This is a genomic window from Streptomyces sp. NRRL WC-3742, assembly GCF_000720635.1.
Lineage (GTDB): Bacteria > Actinomycetota > Actinomycetes > Streptomycetales > Streptomycetaceae > Kitasatospora.
Genome location: NZ_JOCF01000020.1, coordinates 28,976 through 51,276, shown reverse-complemented (window position 1 = coordinate 51,276; position 22,301 = coordinate 28,976). Strand labels below are relative to the sequence as shown.

At 72.7% G+C, this 22,301-nt stretch carries 1 protein-coding gene; it reads left to right on the top strand.

Features of this window, described 5'->3' with window-relative positions; all coding sequences use genetic code 11:
- The first annotated feature begins 65 nt into the window (after positions 1-65).
- Complete coding sequence (locus IH61_RS0113650) at positions 66-22,298, top strand: hypothetical protein (protein ID WP_031069273.1); 22,233 nt, start codon at positions 66-68, stop codon at positions 22,296-22,298.
- Positions 22,299-22,301: the final 3 nt, after the last annotated feature.

Here is a 22,301-nt window from a genome sequence, read left to right as displayed (position 1 = left end):
CGCCCTGACGGCCCGCCCTCCTCCCCTCCGCGCCCCGCCTTCACCACCGCCAGGAGCCCACCGCCGTGTCCATCCCCCTGCCCGAGGGCCTGCGGAAGCTGTTCCACATCGTGACGGGCATGAAGTGGCCGGAGGGCAGCGAGGACGACCTGCGCATCGCGGGCGACGACTACCTGCTGATCCACCAGAAGGTCCCGGAGCTGCGCGAGTACCTCGTCCAGCTCGTCGGCGTCTGCAAGGACAACTTCGAGGGCGAGGCCGCCGACCAGTTCGTCCTCAAGATGCGCCGCCTCTACGGCGGCAGCGGCGCCACCGACTACCTCACCGCGGCGGGCAACGCGGCGAAGGAGCTCAGCGACTACGCGTACAAGGTGGCCAACGCCATCGAGTACACGAAGTGGATGATCATCGCCCAGCTCATCCAGCTGCTGGCCCAGATCGCCTGGGCGATCGCCAACATCCCGCTCACCTTCGGCGGTTCGCTCGCACAGATCTTCATCGCCGAGGGGATCACCCGCGAGGTGGTCAAGCAGCTCTTCATCTGGCTGTTCAAGCAGCTGATGCTGCACGAGTTCCTCTCCATCACCACCGGCATCGTGATGGACGGCATCATCCAGGGCATCCAGATGGCCCAGGGCCACAAGGACCACTACGAGACCGAATCCCTCATCCAGGCCATCGAGTTCGGGGCGATCAACGGTCTGCTCACCGGTCCGCTGGAGCTGCTCACCTTCGGTCTGGGCAAGCTCTTCGGGAAGATCTTCGGCGGCGGCATCCTCGGGAACCTGACCAAGGACCTCTCGGGGATCGGCAAGTTCCTCAGCGGGGACCTGGTCAAGAACCTGGAGAAGAACGAGCTCAAGCAGCTGGAGAAGACCGTCGTCAACGACGCCATCCGCGAGATCGGCGGCGGGGTCGGCAAGACGATCGGCAACGACCTGGGCAAGACGGGCGCGGGCGCCCTGGCCAAGGACGGCATCGGTGCGGTGGCCAAGGACGGCGCCAAGGCCCTCACCAAGGAGACCGCCGACGAGATCGTCTCCAAGCTGACCAAGCAGGAGGTCTTCACCAAGGAGCTGGTCAAGTCCTTCGAGGAGCACCTCGGCCGGCTCGGCGTCAGCGGGGAGGTCGCCCGCGAGGCCGCCGAGAACTTCGCCAGGACGATCATCGAGAACGGTGCCCGCTACGCCGTCGACATGGGCGCCGTGAGCCGGCTGTTCAACGCCGTCGTCAAGGACGTGGCGGACCCGGGCGCCAAGCAGGTCGTCAAGGACCTCACCGACCGGGCGATGGTCCTGATGGACGGCCTGCGGCCGCAGACGGCGATGCAGTTCCTGTACAAGTTCGGGGAGGCGCTCGCCGGCTCGCTCAGGGGCGGCCTCCAGAACGTCCTCACCGAGGGCACCTACAACCTGGTCTTCAGCGAGGACCACTCCTTCAACGTCACCGTCGACAGCTTCGTCGGTGGCGTCTCCATGGGCGTGCTCGGCCACCTCGGCCACGTCGCGACCGGCCCGCTGCGCCTCAAGTTCCAGGAGGCGATGAAGCACCTGGACGAGCAGTCGGCCCTGACCAGCGACGCCAAGTACTACGGCCTGAAGGACCCGCGCGTGTGGCTCGCCGTCGCGTCCACCCTGACCGGGCACCCGACCAACCCGTTCATCCCGAGGCCGGAGGGCCCCAAGGCCCGCGAGGCGCGGCTGGCGGCGGAGCTGGGCGGGGACGGCGTGCGTACGGTCGGCGAGGGGCAGTCGACGCCCCACCGCGGCGTGGCCGAGTCGCCGATCCCCACGGAGTCCAAGGGCGGCAACCAGTCCTCGGACAAGGCGAACGGGTCCACGGACCAGGCGAACGAATCCGGGAACGCGCCGAAGAAGGTGCCCACCACCGGCGGGGAGAACAGGCCCGCCCCCGCGCCGGAGAAGCCCGTCGAGGAGTCCGAGGGGAAGGGCGCCTCCGCGCACGCCGGCGGCTCGGGGAACGAGACCGTCACCCGGCCGGAGCCCGTCACGTCGACCGTCTCCCAGCACCAGCCCCAGCCCGAGCACCAGCCCCAGAACCAGTCCGAGCACCAGCCCGAGCCCCAGCCCGTCGAGCAGCACGAGACGATCCAGCCCGCGCACCCGCCCCGGCCCGTGCACACGCCCGAGGAGCCGGTCACCTACCTGGAACTCCCCGAGCACGGCCACTCCGTGCCCGGCGGCCCCGACCGGCAGCCCGCGTGGGTGCTCGGCGACCACCCGTCCGACGCGACGCTGAAGACGCTGGAGCTGCTCCCCGTCGACCGCACCCGCCTCGCCGTGGTGGCGCACACCACCGACGGGCTGCCGACGCGCAACGGAAAGCCGCTGACGGTCGACGAGCTCGTCGAGACCATCACGGTGCTGCAGGCCAACGGCCACCTGGACGACGGCCGGCGCACCCTCGACTTCGTCGCCTGCGACCTCGGCGGCGCCGGGCACGCCTTCCTCAAGGAGGCGATGACGAAGGTCTGGGAGAACCCGGACACCGCCGACCTCAAGGTCGTCGTCGCCAAGGGGTCGGTCTGGGTGGCCCCCGCGTTCGAGACGACCAAGGAGGGGCTCACGCCGAGTTCCGGCCCGGGCCACGTGATCGTGGCGGCGAACGTCGGCTTCGACGCGCAGGGCCGGCCGATCGTCGAAGGCCGCGGCACCGTCCTGGAGTTCGGCAAGGACGACGTCGACGCGCCCCGGGAGCGGCCCGCCCCGCTGCCCGACCGGTACCTCCGCACCCTCGACCCGAGCAGGATCACCGACCCGATCCCGGACGCGCAGAAGTTCGGCGAGAACGCCCCTGGTGAGAACGCCCCCGAGCCCGAGCACCACTACGCCCCGCTGCCCGAGCACCTCCGCACCGAGGAGGGCCGCGAGGAACAGTGGCGGCAGACCCAACGCGACCTCCAGGACACCTACGACACCAAGCTCACCGAGGCTTCCGACCAGCTCTCCCACGACCCGGACGGCAGCGGCCACCGCCGCGACGAGAAGGCCGAGGAGGCGTTGGAGCGCGCCTACCGGGAGGGGCCCGTCCGCCTCCCCGCCGACGACCCGAACGGCCCCGCCCACCCCGAGCGCCGCCGCGCCCGCGACCTCATGTACACCGAGCTGGAGCGGCGCCCGCAGGACCGCGAGGAGATCCTCGCCCGGGCCGACGACTTCACCCGCCTCGCCGCCGCCCGCGAGGGCGCCGTCCGTACGGCCATGGACCACTTCGAGCGGACGGTCACCGAGTGGGGCGCGCGCAACGCCTCCGAACTCCCGCCCGCCGGGCTGGACCTGATCCGCCCCGAGGCGCGCAGGGCCTTCCGCGCCCTGGCCGAGAACGAGGCGGCCCTCGTCCTCGACCACCCGGACGCGCTGAGCGAGGCCGGGTACGACAGGGCGCGGGCCTCGCTGGAGCGGCTCGACGAGCACCTGCTCGCGGACCTGCGGCTGCGCGCCGACCACGAACGCGCCCTCGCCCAGGCCGACCACCTCACCGAGCAGGCCGCCGACACCTGGTTCGACCGGCTCTCCGCCGACGACCGGAAAATGCTCGCCGACCTCGGCATCACCGAGAAGCCCGAGCTCTCCCCGGTCGGCGAGGACCGGCTGCGCGAGTCCCTGCGCGAGCAGCTCGCCCGCGACTTCGAGGAGAGCGCCGGGGGCCTCGACGGCTTCGTCGGCCCGCGCCGCGAACGTGCCGAGGCCACCGCCGAGTTCGCGACCGCCCTGGCCGGCCGCGCCCGGCACCTGCCGCACGAGTACGCCCTCCAGGCCGCCCGCGAGACGGTGGTGCGCCGCGCGGCCGACGCCGTCGACCACGCCTCCGACAGCTGGTCGAAGCAGGAGGAACAGCGCGACCTCGCCAAGGAGTTCGGCGCCGACACGGCCGACGCCGACCGCGCCCGCGACACCGTGATGCGCGAAGTCGCCGACGCCGCCGACCGGTTGGTCACCGACCCCGACGCCGACCCGCACGCCCTCGCCGCCAAGGTCGAGGAACTCACCGCCCGCGCCGCTCTGCACGAGCGCATCACCCACCAGGCCGCCCGCCTCGCCGCCCGCCGCGAGGCCGAGGAGGCCGCCCGCACCGCCGCCCGCGACCACGGGGGCCTCACCCCGGCCGCCACCGACCGCCTGAGCACCGGCCACACCGACCGCGCCGGCCGCGCCTTCGACGAGGTCTTCGACACCCCCGCCAAGCTCCGCGAGCAGCTGCCGACCTGGCAGACGCGCAAGACCGAGCTGAACGGCGAACTCGCCGACCACGCCCGCTTCGAGGCCGAGGCCGCCCCCGCCCTGCGCGAGGCCGCCCGCGGCTTCGACGACCTCGCCGCGCGCCACGCCCTCAACGACGAGCTCACCCGCCACTTCAAGGGCGAGTACGGCGACGAGTTCATCGCCGAGTACCACAAGCTCTGGACGCTCAGGAACCTCGACGCCAGGAGCTGGCGCGAGCACGAACGCGCCAACGAGGACGCCTTCGGCCACCACCCGCACAACCCCGGCCCCGAGGAACTCGCCGTCGCCCTGCGCGGCGGCGGCAAGCCGGGCCTGCACGAGCTCTCCTCCGCCGACCGCTCCGAGACCCTGCGCCACCTCACCCCCGAAGAGCGCTCCGACCTGCGCACCGACCCCTCCGTCCTGGAGAACCTCAGCAGGCTCGACGACCACGAACTCTCCCAGGCCGCCGCCGAGTTGCTCGTCGACGTGGACGGCCGTACCAGCGAGCCCGGCCTCGCCCGGCGCAGCGCCGTCACCCTCTTCGGCCGGATGCTGCGCGACCGCGACGTGGCCCTGAAGCTGCTCGCCGAGGACACCCGGGTGCACGTCCTGCCCAAGGACGTCCCCCTCACCGAGCTGGGCCCCTTCACCCACCTCGCCGGCACCCACGGCGCCGAGGGCGGTGCGCTCCACCGCCCGTACGAGACCACGCGCGGCGCCAACGACCGGCGCGACACCGCCGTGCCCGAGGAGAACCTCACCGGCGAGAAGACCACCATCGGCCCGGCCCCCCACCAGGCGGACGGATACTCCACCGCCACCCACGAGTTCGCCCACGCCATCCACCGCGTCCTGTCCGAGACGGACCGGAGGACCATCAGCGAGGCGTACCGGAAGAAGCACGAGGCCGGCGACGACGCCCCCTGGTCGGACGGCCCCCGGCGCGTGAAGGACAACGACGCCCAGAACTACGCCTCCCGCAGCGAGGAGGAGTACTTCGCCCAGCTGACCAACGCCTACCTCGGCACCAACCACGGCGAGGACCCGTACACCGGCCGGGCCCGCAACAACGGCCCCGGCTGGGTGCGGCGCAACGAGTCGCCCGAGATGGTCGCCCTGCTGGAGAAGCTCTACGGCAAGGACCGGCCCTCCTCGGAGCGCGCCAACCCCGTGCACCTGAACGAGGGTTACGAGGGCGTGCGCTTCCTGTTCGGCGAGGGCGACGCCCACCTGGGCGCCGTGCCGCCGCCGCACCGCGAGGGCGAGGGAGAGGGCGGGGGCGAGGGCGACACCACGGTGACCGTGCCCGTGGAGAGCGGCCCGCTGATGGCCCCGCCCGGCTTCCTCCTCCCCGCGACGCCCGCCGCCGGACAGACCGCGCCGCCGCTCGGGGTGCCGCAGCGCATCGTCGAGCGCGGACTCTCCCGCACGGACATCCTGATGGGCCTGGAGGGCCCGCCCGCCGACCTGGTCGCGGGCCTCACCCGCAGCCTCGAGGCGGCCCTGCACGGCCACGGCGCCACCGCGAAGTTCCTGGCCGAGACGGTGCTCAACCCCGGGACGCTGCGCGCCCGGCTCACCGGGCTCTCCCGGGGCGAGGCGTGGACCGTCCCCTTCGAGGCGGGCGCCTGGTCGGGCACCCTGCGGATCAGCGCCGACCGCTTCACGGCGGGCAGCGGCACCCTGCTCGGCCGCCTGGGCGGCCTCGAGGTCGAGTACGGCTCCGAGCACCAGACCTCGGTCGGCTTCACCGGGGACTCGCTCCTGCAGTTCTCGCTCACCGCCCAGGGGACCGGCAAGGTCGGCAAGGGCGGCCTCACCGGGAGCGCCGGAGGCCAGAAGGGCCGGCGGGAGGGCTCGGTGACCGGGGAGGCCAGCCGCAACCTGGCCCGCGCCAAGACCACCGCCGAAGCCGCCGTCTACGAGCTGCCGTTCACCCTCAGGATGACCTTCGAGGACCTGGGCTTCATCGGCGTCCCGGGCGGCCCCCTGCTCCGGCCCGAGAACCCCGGCGAGGTCACGGTGACGGCCCACGTCGCCGTGCCCAAGTGGTCCTGGGACCTTCCCCCGGGGGCGAACGAGGAGGTCCTGCCCGCCGTCCTGCCGGGCGGCGCCGACGCACGGCTCAAGGGCCCGTACGTCCTGGCCGAGGTCTGGCCGGTCGCCGTGCCGGGGAGGACCCGCCCCGCGGGAGCCCTGGGTGCGGACGGCCTGGGCGCGGACGGCCTGGAGATGACCCCCCGCAACGGGGCCTCCGACCGGCGGGGGATGGACCTGTTCGTCGACGGCTTCGAGGCGCAGGCCGAGACGTTCTTCGGCAGGAAGACCTGGTCGGCCCTGCGCAGCCGTCTGGTCGAGGAGGTGGACCTCGACGTCCTGCACCAGCAGCTCAAGCCCCTGATGGCGGGGGAGGAGCTGACCGTCACGCTGGGGACGGTCACCTCCCCCGAGGGCACGCTCACCTTCCGCAGGGCGCACGTCCTCACCACCGAGTCGGTGGTCGCCCTGCCCGGGGACACCGAGCTCTACGTCTCCACCGGCATCAGCCGCTCGCACGTGGACCAGCAGATCGACAGCAAGGGCTGGCAGGCGTCGTTCGGCGGCACCGGCTCCGGCAAGAACGGCGGCGGAGGGGGCACCGGGGGCCTGCGCCGCACCAAGGACGACGTCCACCGCGAGGGCGGCGGCGACGACGTGGCGCTGGGCAGCAAGCCCAAGGTCCCCGCCCGGATGGCCACCGGTGTGGCCACCATCGAGGTCGTCTTCGGCAAGCCCGGCCACCAGCACGTGGAACGGACGGACGGCCAGAACCCGTACCCCGCCCCGGACAGGGCCGAGGCCCGCCTCGGGTTCCGCACCGTCATCGAGAGGGCGGAGTTCCCGGACGTCGCCCCGGCGGCCGCCCCCGGGCCGGCGCCGCACCTGGACACCCCCCACCTGCCCACCACCACCCTCGTCCGCGACCTGGTCTCCGTCGCGCCGCTGCACGCGGCGCTGGACCGTGCCGGTCGGGACGCGCTCGGCGCGCACGAGTGGGCGAAGGTCCGCGAGGACGTCCTGCGGGTGTACTCGCACGCCGCCGTCGGCGCCCACCTGGTCGGCATGAGCAACGGCGTGCCGCTGCGCACCCCGGTGACCGACCGCGGGCCGATGAGCGGGCTGCACATCGAGGTGACCGCCACGCTCGTCGGCGCCGAGTACCGGCGCTTCCAGAGCGCGACCGAACTCAGCGTCGTCCGGGAGACCTCCGGCTTCGAGGGCGGGCGCAGGCTCGCCGCGACCGGGGCCAACGGGCAGGGGCAGCTCTTCCTCAAGGGCGCCTTCCAGGGGTCGAAGAAGCTCACCCCGCAGGGCACCGCCCTGGGCGGCCTCGACGGCCAGGCCCGCAGCGGCTGGACGGAGAGCACGTCCACCAAGGACTTCGCGAACGGCAAGCTGCGCGTCCCGCAGGCGATGTACGACGCGAGGATCGACCTCACGGTGACGGTGAACGGCAGGCGGCTGGAGGCGCCGGTGCGCCTGGACGTCGAGCTGAGCCGGCCGTTCGCCACCGAGGCGTTCGAGGCCCTGCAGATGACCCCGCACGTGCCGACCGTCCTCGGCCGCTCCCACGTCGTGCTGTCGCTGGGGAACGAGGCCGCCGGGGTGCTGCGCTTCGTCAAGGAACGGCTGGGCCTCGCGGTGTCGCCCACCGACCGGCCGGGCGGGGTCCTGTCCCAGCTGGGGCTCTCGGCGCCGCCCGCCGCGCAGCAGCGCCGGGCCCTGGTCCAGCTCGAGCAGGGGCTCGACCTGACCGCGCTGACCACCGCCCTGCCCCGCCTCACCCGGGGCGGGCGGATCGAGATCGCCGTCGACACCGGCATCTGGAAGGGCACCGTCGAGGTGACGGCGGCGCCGCTGACCCTGACCGGGCGCCGGTCGACGGCCTCCTTCGAGTTCGAGCTGGGCTCCCAGCAGCGCGTCACCGTCGGCTACACCTGGGACCGCCAGACCCGCGTCGTCCTCGGCGGGGCGTCCAGGCTCGGCGTCGACAACGTGACCGTCGGCTCCGACGGCTCCCACACCAAGGAGAACTCCCGAGGGCTGACCATCGAGCGCACCGGCGGCACCAACAGCCGGGTCAAGAGCACCGAGCCCGCCGACCTGCTCAACGGCCGGGCCGTCTTCACCGTCACCCTCCGGTCCGAGAGGACCGCCCCCCTTCCCGGCCACCGGGTCGATGCGCCCGTCGAGGTCGCGGCGCCGAGCCGGGAGGTGTCCCCGCGCGAGCTGGAGCAGCCCCGGCGGATGCCGGACGACCAGCTCGGTTCCTCCGACACCGTCACCAGCGTCTACCACCTCGACGACCAGGGCGTGGCGCGGTACGGGTCGGAGGGCGTCGAGGCCGTCGTCAGCCACCTCGACGGGACCGGGGCGAGGGTCTTCGGCGAGGGCGTGTGGGGCGAGCTGCGTCCCAAGGTGAGGGAGGAGCTCGGGTTCGACAACCTGCACTCCCACGTCAAGCCGATGACGGCCGGTGAGGAACGCGTCGTCCGCCACGGCCGCCACACGGTGCGGATCACCGCCTCCGTGGCGGAGACGCGGCGCAGCGGGGAGGTCAACGCCCCCGGCGCCGTCGAGTTCAACATCGGCACCACCCTCCAGACCGGGTTCGTCAACACGGAGGTCGACGGCAACACCGGCGGCGGCCACGTGTTCACCGGCGGCGTCGGCGGGCAGGTCGTCATCGACCCGACCGGCTCCGGCCTGGTCGGTGGCGTCATCGGCGGCAACGTCGCGCTGACCCGGAGCATCCAGCAACTGGAGCACCACAGCGAGGTGCTGGCCACGGGCGCGGCGATCAAGGAGAAGGTGACCGCGGACGCCCACCGGGCGAAGGTGGTGCTGACGGTACGGATGGAGAGCACCTCCCTGCTCGGCCCCGACGGGCGGACCGCGGTCAAGCCGTCCGAGGCCGGGTGGCTGACGCAGCGGCCGCCCGTCGGCAACCCCGACCTGCCCCCCGCCACGAGCGGTCTCCGGCCGCTCGTCCACCTCCAGGAGGCCGGCCGGGACCTGGTCTCCCGGTGGCGGACGCGGCGCGACGTCGCCGAGACGACGGTGTACGTCGACGTCCTGACCGAGAAGGGCCGCACGCTCGACCCCGGGGACCGCACCCGCTGGCGCGGCCGCGACACCGCCGTCGTCCGGGTGCCCCCGGCCACCGTGTTCACCGAGGGACTGGGCACGGGCCACGTCCTGCGCTGGCTCGGCGACACCAGGAGCCTGGCCACCCTCCTCCAGGAGCAGGGCCCGGCCTTCTTCGGCAAGGCCACCTGGGGGAAGCTGGAGCCCCTGGTCACCGGCAGCCTCGGCCACGCCCAGCTGTCGGCCCTCCTCGGCGACGCGATCGGCCCGCGCCCGAACCCCGGGAACCCCGGGGCGGCCCAGCACACCATCGGCACGCCCGCCCTCGGCCGGCGCTGGATCGTCGGCGACGCCGAGGTCAGCGCCACCGTCTCGCTCCTCCAGCTGGAGTACCACAACAGCCACGGCGCCGCGGCGTTCAGCCCGGCCAACGAGTCCGCCGGGGGCTCCCGCAACACCCGGCTCGACGGCCTGGGCGGCAACGCCCGCGTCACGGGCGGCGTGCAGGTCGGGCCCGCGGGCGCGGCCGTCGGCAGCCTCACGGCCACCGTCGGCGGCACGTACCAGAAGCGTGGCGGCACGGTCACGAGCGAGGGCTCCAAGTTCCCCGGCAACCTCAAGGTCGGCGTGCCGATGGCCCGTTACACGGGCCTGGTGGAGGTCAGCGTCACCTTCCGCAAGCGCGGTGAGACCCTCCGGCTCGACCCGCCGGCCACCACCACGCCGCCGCACGGCGAGGGCGACGGCTCGCCCGCGCCCTTCGACGCGCTCACCAGGCGCCTGCCGATCGAACTGGACATCCCGGAGGACGAGACGCAGGCCGTCACCCCGAGGCCCGAACACTGGCTCCGGTTCACGGCGGAGACGCCCGGGGGAGAGGAGGTCGCCAAGATCCTCTCGCTCGCCGACTCCCTGGCCCACCCGATCAACGCGGCCGGGACGCGCTGGCTCGCCGACGTGTACCACCGCGACACCCCCGGCGGCGCACTGGTGCGGCAGGCGCTGGAGGCCGTCCCGCACCAGGACGGCACGGTCACCATCGGCTACCACACCACCCGCGCCGACGGCGTCCCGGAGTGGATGGGCAGCCCGGTCACCCCCGAGAAGTTCGTCGAGGGCCTGCTGGAGATGCGCGCGCAGGGCCAGTGGCAGGTCGGCGAGACGCTGCGGCTGCTCGGCTGCCGCGCCGCCCATATCACGGCGGAGGGCGACTCGTACGTCGTCGACGTGCTGCACCTCCTCCACACGGCCCTGCCGGGCGAGGCCGTGCACCTCGTCGCCACCCAGGGCCACGTGGTGGTCATCCCCGACCCCGAGGGCGGCGCGGCCCGGGTGCTGGCGGGCCGGGTCCAGTTCAGCGAGGACGGCCGCCCGCTCGTCATGACCCCCGGCGAGTTCGAGCACCTCCGGATGGACGAGGACGGCCACATCGAGGTGACCACGAGCTCGCACGAGCTCGGCGGCCCGGAACTCCAGGACGGCGCACTGCCGCCGCAGGAGCAGGTCCCGCTGGAGGGCCTGGACGCGGTGGTGCTCGGCAACGCCGTCAGCCACCCGGCGACCGTGCCGCCGCCCGGCGGTGACGGCACACCGCCCCCGCCCCCGCTGGGCCTGGTGCCCCCGCCCGGCGGGCATGTGACCCCGCCGCAGCCGCCGCTGGGGGAGCACGCCGCGCCCGCGCGGATCGCCGACCGGGGTCTCGCGCCCGCCGACGTGCTGCTCGGTGTCGACGGCACGCACGCCGAGCTGATCCGGACCCTCACCACCGCCTTCGCGGGAGCCCTGCACGGCGAGCACGCCGCCGCGAGGACCCTCGCCGAGTACCTGTTCAGCCCCGAGAGCCTCCAGGCCAAGCTCACCTCGCTCTCCCACGGCGAGGTCTGGGACATCCCCTACTCCGTCGACTCCTGGTCGGGCACCGTCCGGATCAAGGCGGACTTCCTGCGGAGCGTGTTCGACCGGACCCTCCCCGGGTTCGAGTTCGAGTACGGCTCCGAGCAGCAGACCTCCGTGGGCGTCACCGGCGACCGCCTCTGGCAGGGCGCCGTGAGCTTCCAGGGCACCGTCAAGCCCGACAAGGTCGGCACCGTCACGGGCACCCTCGGGCTGCAGTACGGCAAGCAGCACGGCACGACGACCATGGAGGCCAGCAGGACGCTGGCGCGCGGCAAGACGAGCGAGGAGGCCACCGTCCACCTGACGACCTACACGCTCACCGTCGAGTTCGTCGACACCGCCTACCGCAGCGTCGAGACCCCCGCCGTCCTCTCCTCCCTCGTGGCGCCGGGCCCGGTGACCGTCCCCGTGCACGCGTACGTCGCCTTCCCCTCCCGGGAGGCGGGGCAGCTGGGCGCCTTCGTGGGCCCGCGCTTCGGCCCGCCGCCCGGGGCGGGCGCCGGTGGCCGGCTGGCGGGTTCGCACATCCTGGCCGAGGTCTGGACGATCCCGCCGCGCCCGGCGCCGGTCGTCGGCCCCGACGGGATCGAACTCCCCGCCCTCCACCCCGCCCCGCACGCCCCGAACGGCCTGGAGGACTTCGTCGCGGGCTTCGAGCACGAGGCGCAGGCGTACTTCGGCGGCGACTGGCCCGACATGCGCCGACGCGTGCTGGAGGAACTCGACCTCGGCATGCTGCACCAGGACCTCAAGGCCCTCATGTCCGGTGACTCCCGCAGCATCGTGCTGGAGCGGACCACCGGCCCCGACCTGGTGGTCACCTTCCACCAGGCGACGATCCGCAGGAACGAGAACACCGCCGAACTGCCCACCACCGAGATCAACCTCTCCACCGCCGTCACCCGCTCCCACCTGGAGCAGGACACGACCGTCAAGGGGGCGCAGTTCCCCCTGCCCCTGGGCGGCACCGGCACCGGCAAGGTCTTCGGCGGCGGCGCCGGAGCCGCCGCGAACGCCGGCCGGACCGACATCCAGCGGCACGGCGACAGCGACGAACTGGGCCTCGGCATCAAGCGCAGGACGGACGCCCTGCTCTACGAGGGCGAGGCCGACATCGTCGTCACCTTCGAGAAGTTCAGCCGGAACACGGTCCACGCGAGCGGCCAGGGCCGGACGGGCCTCGGCTTCCGGACTGTCGTCGAGAAGGCCGAGGTCGTCGGGGAGGTGCTCCCGGCCGGCACGCCCGTCGTGCCGGAGCCGCACCTGGCCGTCACGACACGCGAGCACCTGGCCGGGTACCAGGGCCTGCCGAAGAACACCGTCGTACGCGACCTGCGCGACGTCTCCCCCCTGCACCGGCAGCTCGACGCCATCGGCAGGGCGCAGTACGGCGACTACGGCTGGCTGGAGGTGCGCGAGGACGTACTGCGCACGTTCTCCCACGCGGCCCTCAGCGCCCACCTGGCCGCCATGACCCAGGGCGTGCCGCTGCGCACCCCGGTGACGGGCCGGGGCCCGCTGAGCACGTTCCACATCGAGGTCACCGCCCACGTCACCGCCGAGCAGTTCGTCCGGGAGCAGCGCGACTCCGACCTCAACCCCATCCGGGAGACCACCACCCAGGACGGGCAGCGCAACCTGCGCTCGGACGCCAAGACCGGCCAGGTCCAGGTGTTCGGCAAGGGCCCGGTGAAGGAGCGTCCGGGCGAGACCGACCCGAGCGGGAAGCCGTGGAGCGACACCCTCCAGGGCACCGCCACCTTCAGCCGGACGGTGCAGGACCGGGACGGCTGGATCGGCGGCACCTCCACCAAGGGGTACGCCAACGGCAAGCTGCAGTCCTGGCAGGCGCTGCACGACGTCACCGTCGAGCTGACGGTGAAGGTCGACGGGCAGGAGCACCACCTCACGAGCCCGGAGGGGCTGCACACCCCGACCCTGCTGCAGGCCCAGGTCAGCAGCGAGCACCTCGGCCGCCTGCCCGCGCCGCCCACGGACCTCGGCGAGGGCCTGAGCAGGCCCACGGGCCTCAACCGCTCCGACGTGGTGCTGAGCCTCGGCCGGGGCGACACCACCGTGCTGAAGGCCGTCGAGACCAAACTCGGCGATCTCGGCGCCCTTCCGCCGAAGGTGCTCGCCCGGCTCGCCGAGAAGCTCGACGACACGGCGCTGACGGCCTCGGTGTCCGGGATGACCCGTGGCAGGGTCGTCAAGGTCAAGGTCGACACCGGCAGCTGGAAGGGCACCGTCGAGGTGACGGTCCGTCCGCTGGAGATGACGGCCCGGCGCACCGTGACCGGCTTCGAGTTCGAGCTGGGCGGCCAGCAGCGCACGGTCACCGGCTTCGTCTGGGACAGCCGCCGGCGCACCCGCTACATGGTGGCGTTCCGCGGCAACGTGCCCCACGTCGCCGTCACCGGCTCGTACGCCCACACCCGCGACAGCGTCAGCGGGCTGATCACCGAGCGCACCGCCGGCACCAACAGCCGGGGCAAGAGCACCGAACCGGCCGTCCTCTTCGGCGGCGACGCGGTCTTCGACATCGTCTACAAGCCCAGCGCGTTCAACCGCAAGCTGGCGGCCGACCGGGTCGACGCGCCCCTGGAGTTCGCCGTCCCGCACCGCGAGGTGGTGCTCCTCCCGGTGGGGAACGAGACCGTGCTGCGGCACCTGCCGGACAACCGGCTCGGCTCCTCCGACATCATCAGCCGGATCTTCCACGACTCCGGAGTGGTCGGCCAGCCGCAGACCGGGCCGCGGGCCGTGGCCCGGGTCGTCGACCAGCTGGCCGGCAAGGGGATCGAGATCCTCGGCGGCGACTGGAAGCCCGTCCGCAAGGAACTGCTGAAGAAGCTCGACTTCGACGCCCTGCACGCCGAACTGAAGTCGGCCTCCTCGGGCTACGAGGTCGTCGTCCGGCACGGCCGCAGCACGGTGCGCGTCACCGCCTCCGTCGTCCACGTGCGCAAGACCGGCGAGGTCGGGGCGGTCGAGTTCAACCTCGGCAGCAGCCTGCAGACCGCCGTCACCAACTCCGAGGGCGGCACCAACACCGGCGGCGGGCAGCACCACACCGTCGACGCGAGCGCGCTGGCGACCACCGACCCGCTCGGCACCGGCGTGTCCCTCATGGCCGGGGGCGGCGGCAGCCTCACCTGGTCCAAGGAGCAGCTGAACAGCCACGGCGACGTGGTCGCCTCCGGCACGGCCGTCAAGTCCAAGGTCCCCGCCGACGCGCAGCGCGCCGAGATCCGGCTGACGGTGTGGATGGAGCGCCAGGCCCGAATCGACCTCCACCCGTTCTCCCACGACGAGGTGAAGCTCAGGCCGACGACGCGGCCCGCATCCGACGCCTCCGTCACCCCCGTGCTCACCCAGGTGAGGAAGGCCGTCGACGCCGTCACCCCGCAGTGGAAGCTGCGCCGCGGCGTCGCCCACACCGTCGTCCACGCCGACCTGCTGACCGAGCGCAACCGCACGGTCGACACCGCCAACGGCGCCGCCGGCGGCCGTCGCGGCCACTCCCCGGAGCAGACCGTCCCGGTGCCCCCGGCCACGCTGTTCACCCGGGGCCTGCGCGAGCACGACGTGCTGCGCTGGCTCGGCGACACCTCCGGGCCTCTGAGTCTCGTCCGCAGCGCGGGGCCCAGGTTCTTCGGCAAGGACGTCTGGACCCGCCTGGAGCCGATCGTCACGGGGAGCCTCAGCCACGCGCAGCTGTCCGCACTGTTCTCCTCGGTGATCGGCCCCCCGCACGTCGAGGGCGGTCCCGCCCAGCGCACCATCGCCACGCCCTCGCTCGGCAAGCGCTGGTTCGTCGAGGACGCCGAGGTCACGGCCACCGTCACCCTGGTGCAGCTGGAGTTCGACCGGAACAACCAGCAGGCGGCGCTCAGCCCCGCCAACGAGTCAGTCGCCACCTCCCGCTCCACCGACCTGGACGGCTTCGCCTGGAACGTCCGCGGCCAGGTCGGCGTCCAGGCAGGGCCCGGCTCCTCACCCGACGGCAACGGCCTGGGCACCATCGGCCTCACCCGCCGGGGCCGCCAGGGCGCGATCACGGCCACCAGCGGCAAGCTGCCCGGCAACGCCAAGGTCGGCATGCCGATGGCCCGCTACACCGGCTACACCAAGATCGAGATCAACTTCCGCAAGGGCGGAGAGACCCTGGAGTTCCCCCACAAGGGCCTCATCCCGATCGAGCTCGAGACCCCCCTCGCCGGAACCACCACCGTCACGGTGCCCGCGAACCACTGGATGCACTTCACCCCGGAACACCCCGGCGGCCAGTCCCTGCAGCGGACGACGCCCTCGCCCGAGGAGATCGCCACCGAGCTGTCCCGCCCCCTCGCCTCCGGCATCCGCTGGCTCATCGACCCGGACGCCAGGAACCTGCCCGTCAACGACCACATCCGGGAGGCGCTGGAGGCCCTGCCGCACGTGGAGGGCGTGCTCGCCATCGCCTACCACTCCCTCCACGACGACGGCGCCCCCACCTGGCGCGGCCTCAAGGTCACCCCGGAGGAGACCGTCGCCGCCCTGCTGCGGATGCGCGAGTCCGGGCAGTGGCAGGTCGGGCAGGAGGTGCGGTTCTACTCCTGCCGCACCGCCGACGGCGGCGACACCTCGTACATCGCCCACGTGATCGACGGCCTCCACGCCGCCCTCCCGGGCGAGGCCCTGCACATCGTCTCCTCCCCGAACCACGTGGTCGTCGTGCGCGGGGACCGGCCCCGCGCCCTGGCCGTGACCGTCGGATTCGGGCTCGACGGACGGCCCGCCATCACCGGCCCCGGCGGCTGGCACCACACCACGGTCGCCGAGGACGGGGCGCGGCAGACGGTGACGCGCCCCGACCCGATGCCGCGCCCGGGCGAGCACCCGGAGCTGGACGGGGAGCACGCAGTGGTGCTCGGCTTCGGCGACGGCAGTGGTCCGCCCCAGCAGCCGCCCAGGCTGGTGCGCGACCCGACGATCTCCACCCTGCTCAGCAGCATGTCCATCGGGGGTGAGGACGCCGGGGGCACGCCCCCGCCCGGCGGGTCGGGTGCCGCCCACGTCCATACCGAGGACATGGCCATGGACGTGGACCAGACCCCGCCGCCTGTCGCGCCGCCCGTCGCGCCGCCCGCTGTGCCGTCCTCGGACGTGGGTAACACGGCGTTCCACCATTACGTGGCGACGTTCGGCAGCGCCGCCCCCAGGCCGCTCATCGGACCGGACGAGTACCTGCACCTGGTCGAGCAGGCCACGGGCGACGCCCGCCGGATCGGCTTCGTCGTCAACACCATGACCTCCCACGCGGACGTGGAACAGATCGTCGACGTGGTCCACCGGATCGTCGAAGGGCTCTCCGACGTCACCCGCGGGCGCGTCGTGATCGTCGTCGGGCTCAACGCTCCCAGGCCGCCGAGGGGGCAGGAGCCCACAGCCCTGAACGCCGCCGTGGCCCGCGCCCGCGAACTCGTGCGGGACCTGGACATCCCCGTCGCCGTCGTCTCCGACACCTTCAAGTGGACGAGGAAGACGAAGAAGACGACGCTGGCGACGGGCGAGATCGTCAAGAAGGCCGAGAAGGTCTTCCCGTACGGGACCATGCGCAACAGCGTCCTCAACAGCGCGCCGACCCACCAGCTGATCGACGCCATGGTGCGGCAGGGCCTCCACCCCTATCTCTCGGTGCAGGACTTCGACCACGGCTCGCGCCTGGTGCCCTCGGGCCGGCACTTCTTCGACCACGTCCAGGAGGTGCTGAGGCGCCCGCAGCCGCGCCCCGACCACCCGGGCGAGTACGACGGGCCCGAGTGGACGAGGCGCACGGACGGGCCCGACCGGCCGGACGGCGATGACGGATTGTGGAATCCCGACCGCCCGCTGGCCTTCAGCGGCGGCTACCGGGTGCCCACCGAACAGGAGGACGTGGCGCGCCTGATCCGCGAGACGACGCGACGGCTGGGCACGAAGCTCCCCGAGATGTGGCAGTCCGAGCGGGGGCGGAACGTCCTGGTCGAGCGGTGGCGTCGTGCCATCCGCGAGGACATGGAGGAGCGCGACTGGCAGGCTACCTACGCACCCCTGCTCCCGTACGCCCCCGAACCGAACCTGCTCGTCGACGGCCTGGCCGTACGGCTCAAGGACGCGAAGGGCAAGCCCTGGCTGCAATGGGGCAACGGCGGCGCCGAGTTCGAGGAACTGGGCCGACGGCTGAACCGCCTCAACGCCTGGGAGCTCGGGCGGCGGCAGGAACCGCTGCTGGGGAACCTCCCCCCGTCCGTCCACGTGCCGAAACTGGAGTGGGTGCACAAGGGGGAGCTGGCGACGAACCCCAGGCCCAGGATGGCGCCGGTCCAGCCGCAGGGCCGGGACGAGATCATCGAGCAGACCCGCGCCGACGCCTCCAACAACCGTCTGCCGCACCGTGGTTCGGCGTTCCGGACGGACTTCGAGCACGGGGCGGTCGTCACCGACCTGTCCAGGCTGGCCGCCACCCAGCTGGAGGCCGTCTGGAACAAGGCGCACAAGGCCGAGCTGGACGCGGCCGCGAAGGCCGCCGGGGCGGCCGGGCAGCCGCCGTTGGACGACAAGCCGCTCCCGAAGCGCAAGCTCAGGGCGAGGGACCAGGAGGACGAGGAGGACGAGGAGGGCGGCGGCGAGGACGACGGCCCGATGCTGGGGCAGTCGCACGTCCAGCTGACGACCGTGACCGGCCGGCTCCTCAGCAACGACACCGGCGCCACGAATCCGGACACCGGGAAGAAGTTCCCGCCACGGGGCGCGAAGAAGGGCACCAGCGCCTCGAAGTACCGCAAGGCGTACGACCCCGAGAGCAAGGCGCGGCTGCGCACCGACGAACCGCTCGGACCGGGGGAGACCTGGCGGCCGTCCGCTCAGGACGCCGCCTGGCTCGGGAGCGCCAGGCACAACGTGCTCAGCCACACCACGTCCGCGCCGCTCGACGGGCCGTTCGAGGGCATCCACGCGGGCATCCAGCCCGAGCACAAGGAGGTGATGACGCACACGCTGGCCCTGTCGACCCCGGCGTTCCGCCTCGGCCGCAAGCTCGCGATGCTGCGGGACACCCCGGACCTCCTCGAGGGACTCCCGGCCGCAGGGCTGAACGACCCGCAGGGGTGGCACATCGCCGGCCGCGTCCCGGCGGACGGCGACTGCCTCTACCACGCGGTCAACGACGCAGTGACCATCGAGGGCGTCGACGACGCTCTGGGGCTGCGGAACCTGGTCGTCGAGTGGATGCTGCGCCCGGCGAACCTCCAGGCCGTCACCGCCTTCGCGCAGACGCGCGGGACGAACCTGGAGGAGCTGTTCCTGACGATCGCCCTCACCGGCAACTGGGCCACGCCGGCGGGTGACCTGGCCCCGATGATGGTCGCCTCGGCGCTGGGTGCCCGGCTGCACATCCACGTGGGGGACAACGTCCACACGATGCAGCCCCTGGACGGGAGCGCGGACGTTGACATCCACCTCCTCCTGGCGGGCAACCACTACAGTCGGCTGGGGGAGAACAGTTCCCACCCGGGGCCCACGGACATGGACGTGGACGTCGAGGAGCGGCCGTTCAAGCGCCGCCACAACATGCCGCCGGCCGGGTCGGAGAACGCTTCGGCGCCGCCCGTCCGCGACCCCGGTTCGTCCGCTTCCCCGCGCGACGTGCACGAGCGCGTGCGGGAGCTGGAGCTGTTGAGTCACGAGGACCGGCGCACCCTCGCCCAGGACGCCGCGTACGTACGGCAGTTGCGCGACAGCATGCCCGCCGCCGACTTCGCCGACGCCGCCGCCCGGCTGCTGGTGCACGTCGACCCGGGCGTCCACCAGCCCGTCTCGGCGCGCAACCAGGCGCATACCCAGCTGAGCCGGCTGCTCAACGACCCCGAGGTCACCGAGCGGATGCTGGTGAAGGGCGTCCAGGTGGTCGTCGTCCCCAAGGACGTGCCGATCACCGAGGTCGAGGGCCTGAAGCAGCTGCGCGGCCGCCAGGCCGGCGGCGACGCGGGCGACGGCCGTGCCTGGTGGCAGGTCCGTGGCGCGAACGTGGAGAAGATCGTCGTGATCCCGGAGGAGAACCTCACCGGCGACCGGACGAACATCGGCCACGGCAACGAGTACGCCGAGGGGTACTCCATCGCCACCCACGAACTCGCCCACGCCGTCCACAAGTTCGGCCTCGACGAGGACGAGCAGGCGCTGATCGAGGACGTGTACCTGGGCAAGCGGCAGGCGGACGGCCTGGCCGACGTGTTCCAGGAGGAGTCCGTCAGCACCTGGCCGGACGGCGGGCGGCGCAACCGGGGCGAGGAGCTCGTCGGCAACTACTCCGCCACCGACGAGTACGAGTACTTCGCCCAGCTCACCAACACCTACCTCGGCACCAACCACGGCAACGACCCCGTCACCGGGCAGCCCCGCAACAACGGCGCCGACTGGGTGCGGGAGAACGAACCGGAGCTGCTGCCGCTGCTCGAGCGCCTCTACGGGCCGGACCCGCAGGCCGCGTTGGCGAACCCGGTCACGCGGACCCGCGAGGCGGACGAACAGCTGCGCGGGCTAAGGGAGTTCAACGAGATGGCGACGGGCGAGCCCAACCTCGTCCCGGAGCCCGAGCCGGTGCTCGCCGACCCGCACCCGCTGAGCGAGGCCGACCTCATCGAACTGGCCCTCAACCCGACCGTCCTGAACGCCCACCCGGCCCCGCCGCCCGGCCCATCGAGGGAACTCGAGCTCACGCCCGCCGGAAAGCTCCACCTGCTGTCCGACCCGACGGACACGTGGTCGTCGTTCCCGGAGCCGATCAAGGCTCTGCTGGGCCGGTTCCCGAACGACGAGAGGTACGTCACCATCGCGCACCTCACCGGAGCGGAGGGCGCCGGCCACGGCTGGAACGCCGACCCGAAGGCGACGGCCGCAGCCCTGCTGAAGCTCGCCGCGGCGGGCACCTGGAAGGGCGAACCGCTGCGCTTCCTGTCCGGCCACTTCGCCCGAGGCGGCGCCGAGTCGCCCGCCGCGAAGACGCTGTTGGCCCTGCACGAGCAACTCGCCGCGCACCCTGAGCTGAAGCTCGTCCCGTCGATCTACGCGGCGGCCGACGCGGTGCACGTGGCCGCAGCCGGCGGCCCGCCCAGGTTCGTCACGGCCCGGTCGGTCGGCTATGCGGCGGCGCAGAAGCCCAGGGTCGAGGAGCCGGGCGACTGGTACCACCTCACGGTCGAGGACGGCGTCGTCCACGCCGAGCCGCGAGGACAGGAACTCCTGCGCGAGGGCGACAAGCCGATCGAAGCGGCGCGTGCGGACTCCCCGATCGACCCGGAGCTCAAGCCGCCGACCGTCCTGGGCGACGACACCGGCCGACAGGCGAAGCACTCACCGGAGCTGGAGGCGCTCAAGAAGCACCTCGGAGAGCCGTCGACGACGCCGGTGGCCCCCACCGGGGAGCTGCTCAGGCTGGTCAACCCGCACGACCCCGGCGAGCAGGCGCCGACCCGGTTCCAGAGCCTGGAAGCCGTCATCGCCCTGCGCGAGGTGTTCTACAACGGGCTGAAGGTCGCCGAGAAGGAGTCGACGCTGACCGACGTGCCGACGGCCCTGTCCGACCACTACCGGACGTACGGAAAGGGGCAGGAGGGCCTGAAGGCGGTGGAACGGCAGATCCGCGCCATGGGTCCGGGCGGCTTCGCCGTCGTCGACCTGGGCGAGCACGGATTCGCCGCGGTGGTCCACGGTGAGGACCGCAAGGGGTACTGGATCGATGCCGGAAGGCGCGACCTGTGGACCGCGGACGGGAAGCGCTACCCCGAGGGCATCGAGGAGGGCGCCGAGATCCGGGCCGTCACCTCCTACACGCGCGATCACCACCTGCCCGGGGACACCGCCATCCACGACCAGATCGAGACCCTCGTCGCGAAGCTGGCCGAAGCCGTGGAAGCGGACGCCGGCGCCCCGGGGACGTTCGCGGCGGCCGGGCTCATGGTGGGGAGGAAGGGCTACGAGAAGCAGGCCACGGCCGCGGAGTGGAAGACCCTCGGACCGCTCAAGAACGGGAAGCAGGCCGCCCGGACGGTCCCGCCGGCGGCAGCCGCGTTGAAGGACCTGGCGACCGACTCGGCGAACAAGTGGCGGTTGGACACGGCGAGGAAGGCCCTCGTGACCGCCGTCGAGGACAACGGCCGGATCGCGTCCGGGATTCGTGAAGCGGCCTCCCGGCAGGCCCTCCTCAGGGAGGAGCTGAGGCAGAACCCGAAGCCGGACGCGCAGGCGGTCACACGGCTCAAGGAGGCGGGGGAAGCCCTCCACAGGACGCTGAAGGAGTCCGAGGACTTCCTGAAGCGGGTGGACACCGAGCAGGCGAGCGGCCCCGGAACGGCGATCGAGCGTGCGCCGTTCAGGGCTGCCCGGGACGCCGTCGTCTCGGCCAGGGCGGCCGTCGGTGATTTGGCGAAGGCCCGCGCGGCGCTCGCGAAGGTCGTGAACGCCGGTGGGAAGCCCGAAGCGACGCTACGCGAGGCGGTGACCGGCGTGGTCAGGGCGCTCGGCGTCGTCGAGACCAGGCTGACGCCCCTCAGCCCGCTGCACGAGAGCATGGCCGCGCAGCTGGAGCGGCCGCTTCCCACGATCAGGAACGAGACGGACATGGCGACCCTCGGCCAGCAGCGGAAGGACGCCGAGGTCAACCTCATGGGCAGGGTCTACGAGCAGATGGGTCTGCGCGGCTTCACCCCGAGGAACCGTACCGATGCCCGCGGCACCCTGATCGTGGCCTCCACCCAGGGCACCTGCGACAGCTGCAAGTTCGTGGTGGAGGACATGAACAACAAGTACTTCCCCCACATCGAGGTCATCGTCCTCTACGCCAAGCCGACCCGGGGCAAGCCGTACGGGGAGAAGGGCCAGGAGAACAAGCGGGGGCTGTCCATGGGCCCGGTCTCCATGGAGGTCCGGCTCTGGTACGGCTACGAGAAGGCGTGGGAGAAGGAGATCGACACCGATGGGGGGAAGTACTACGTCCTCACCCCCGCCCACCACCCCAGGAACGGCTGACCG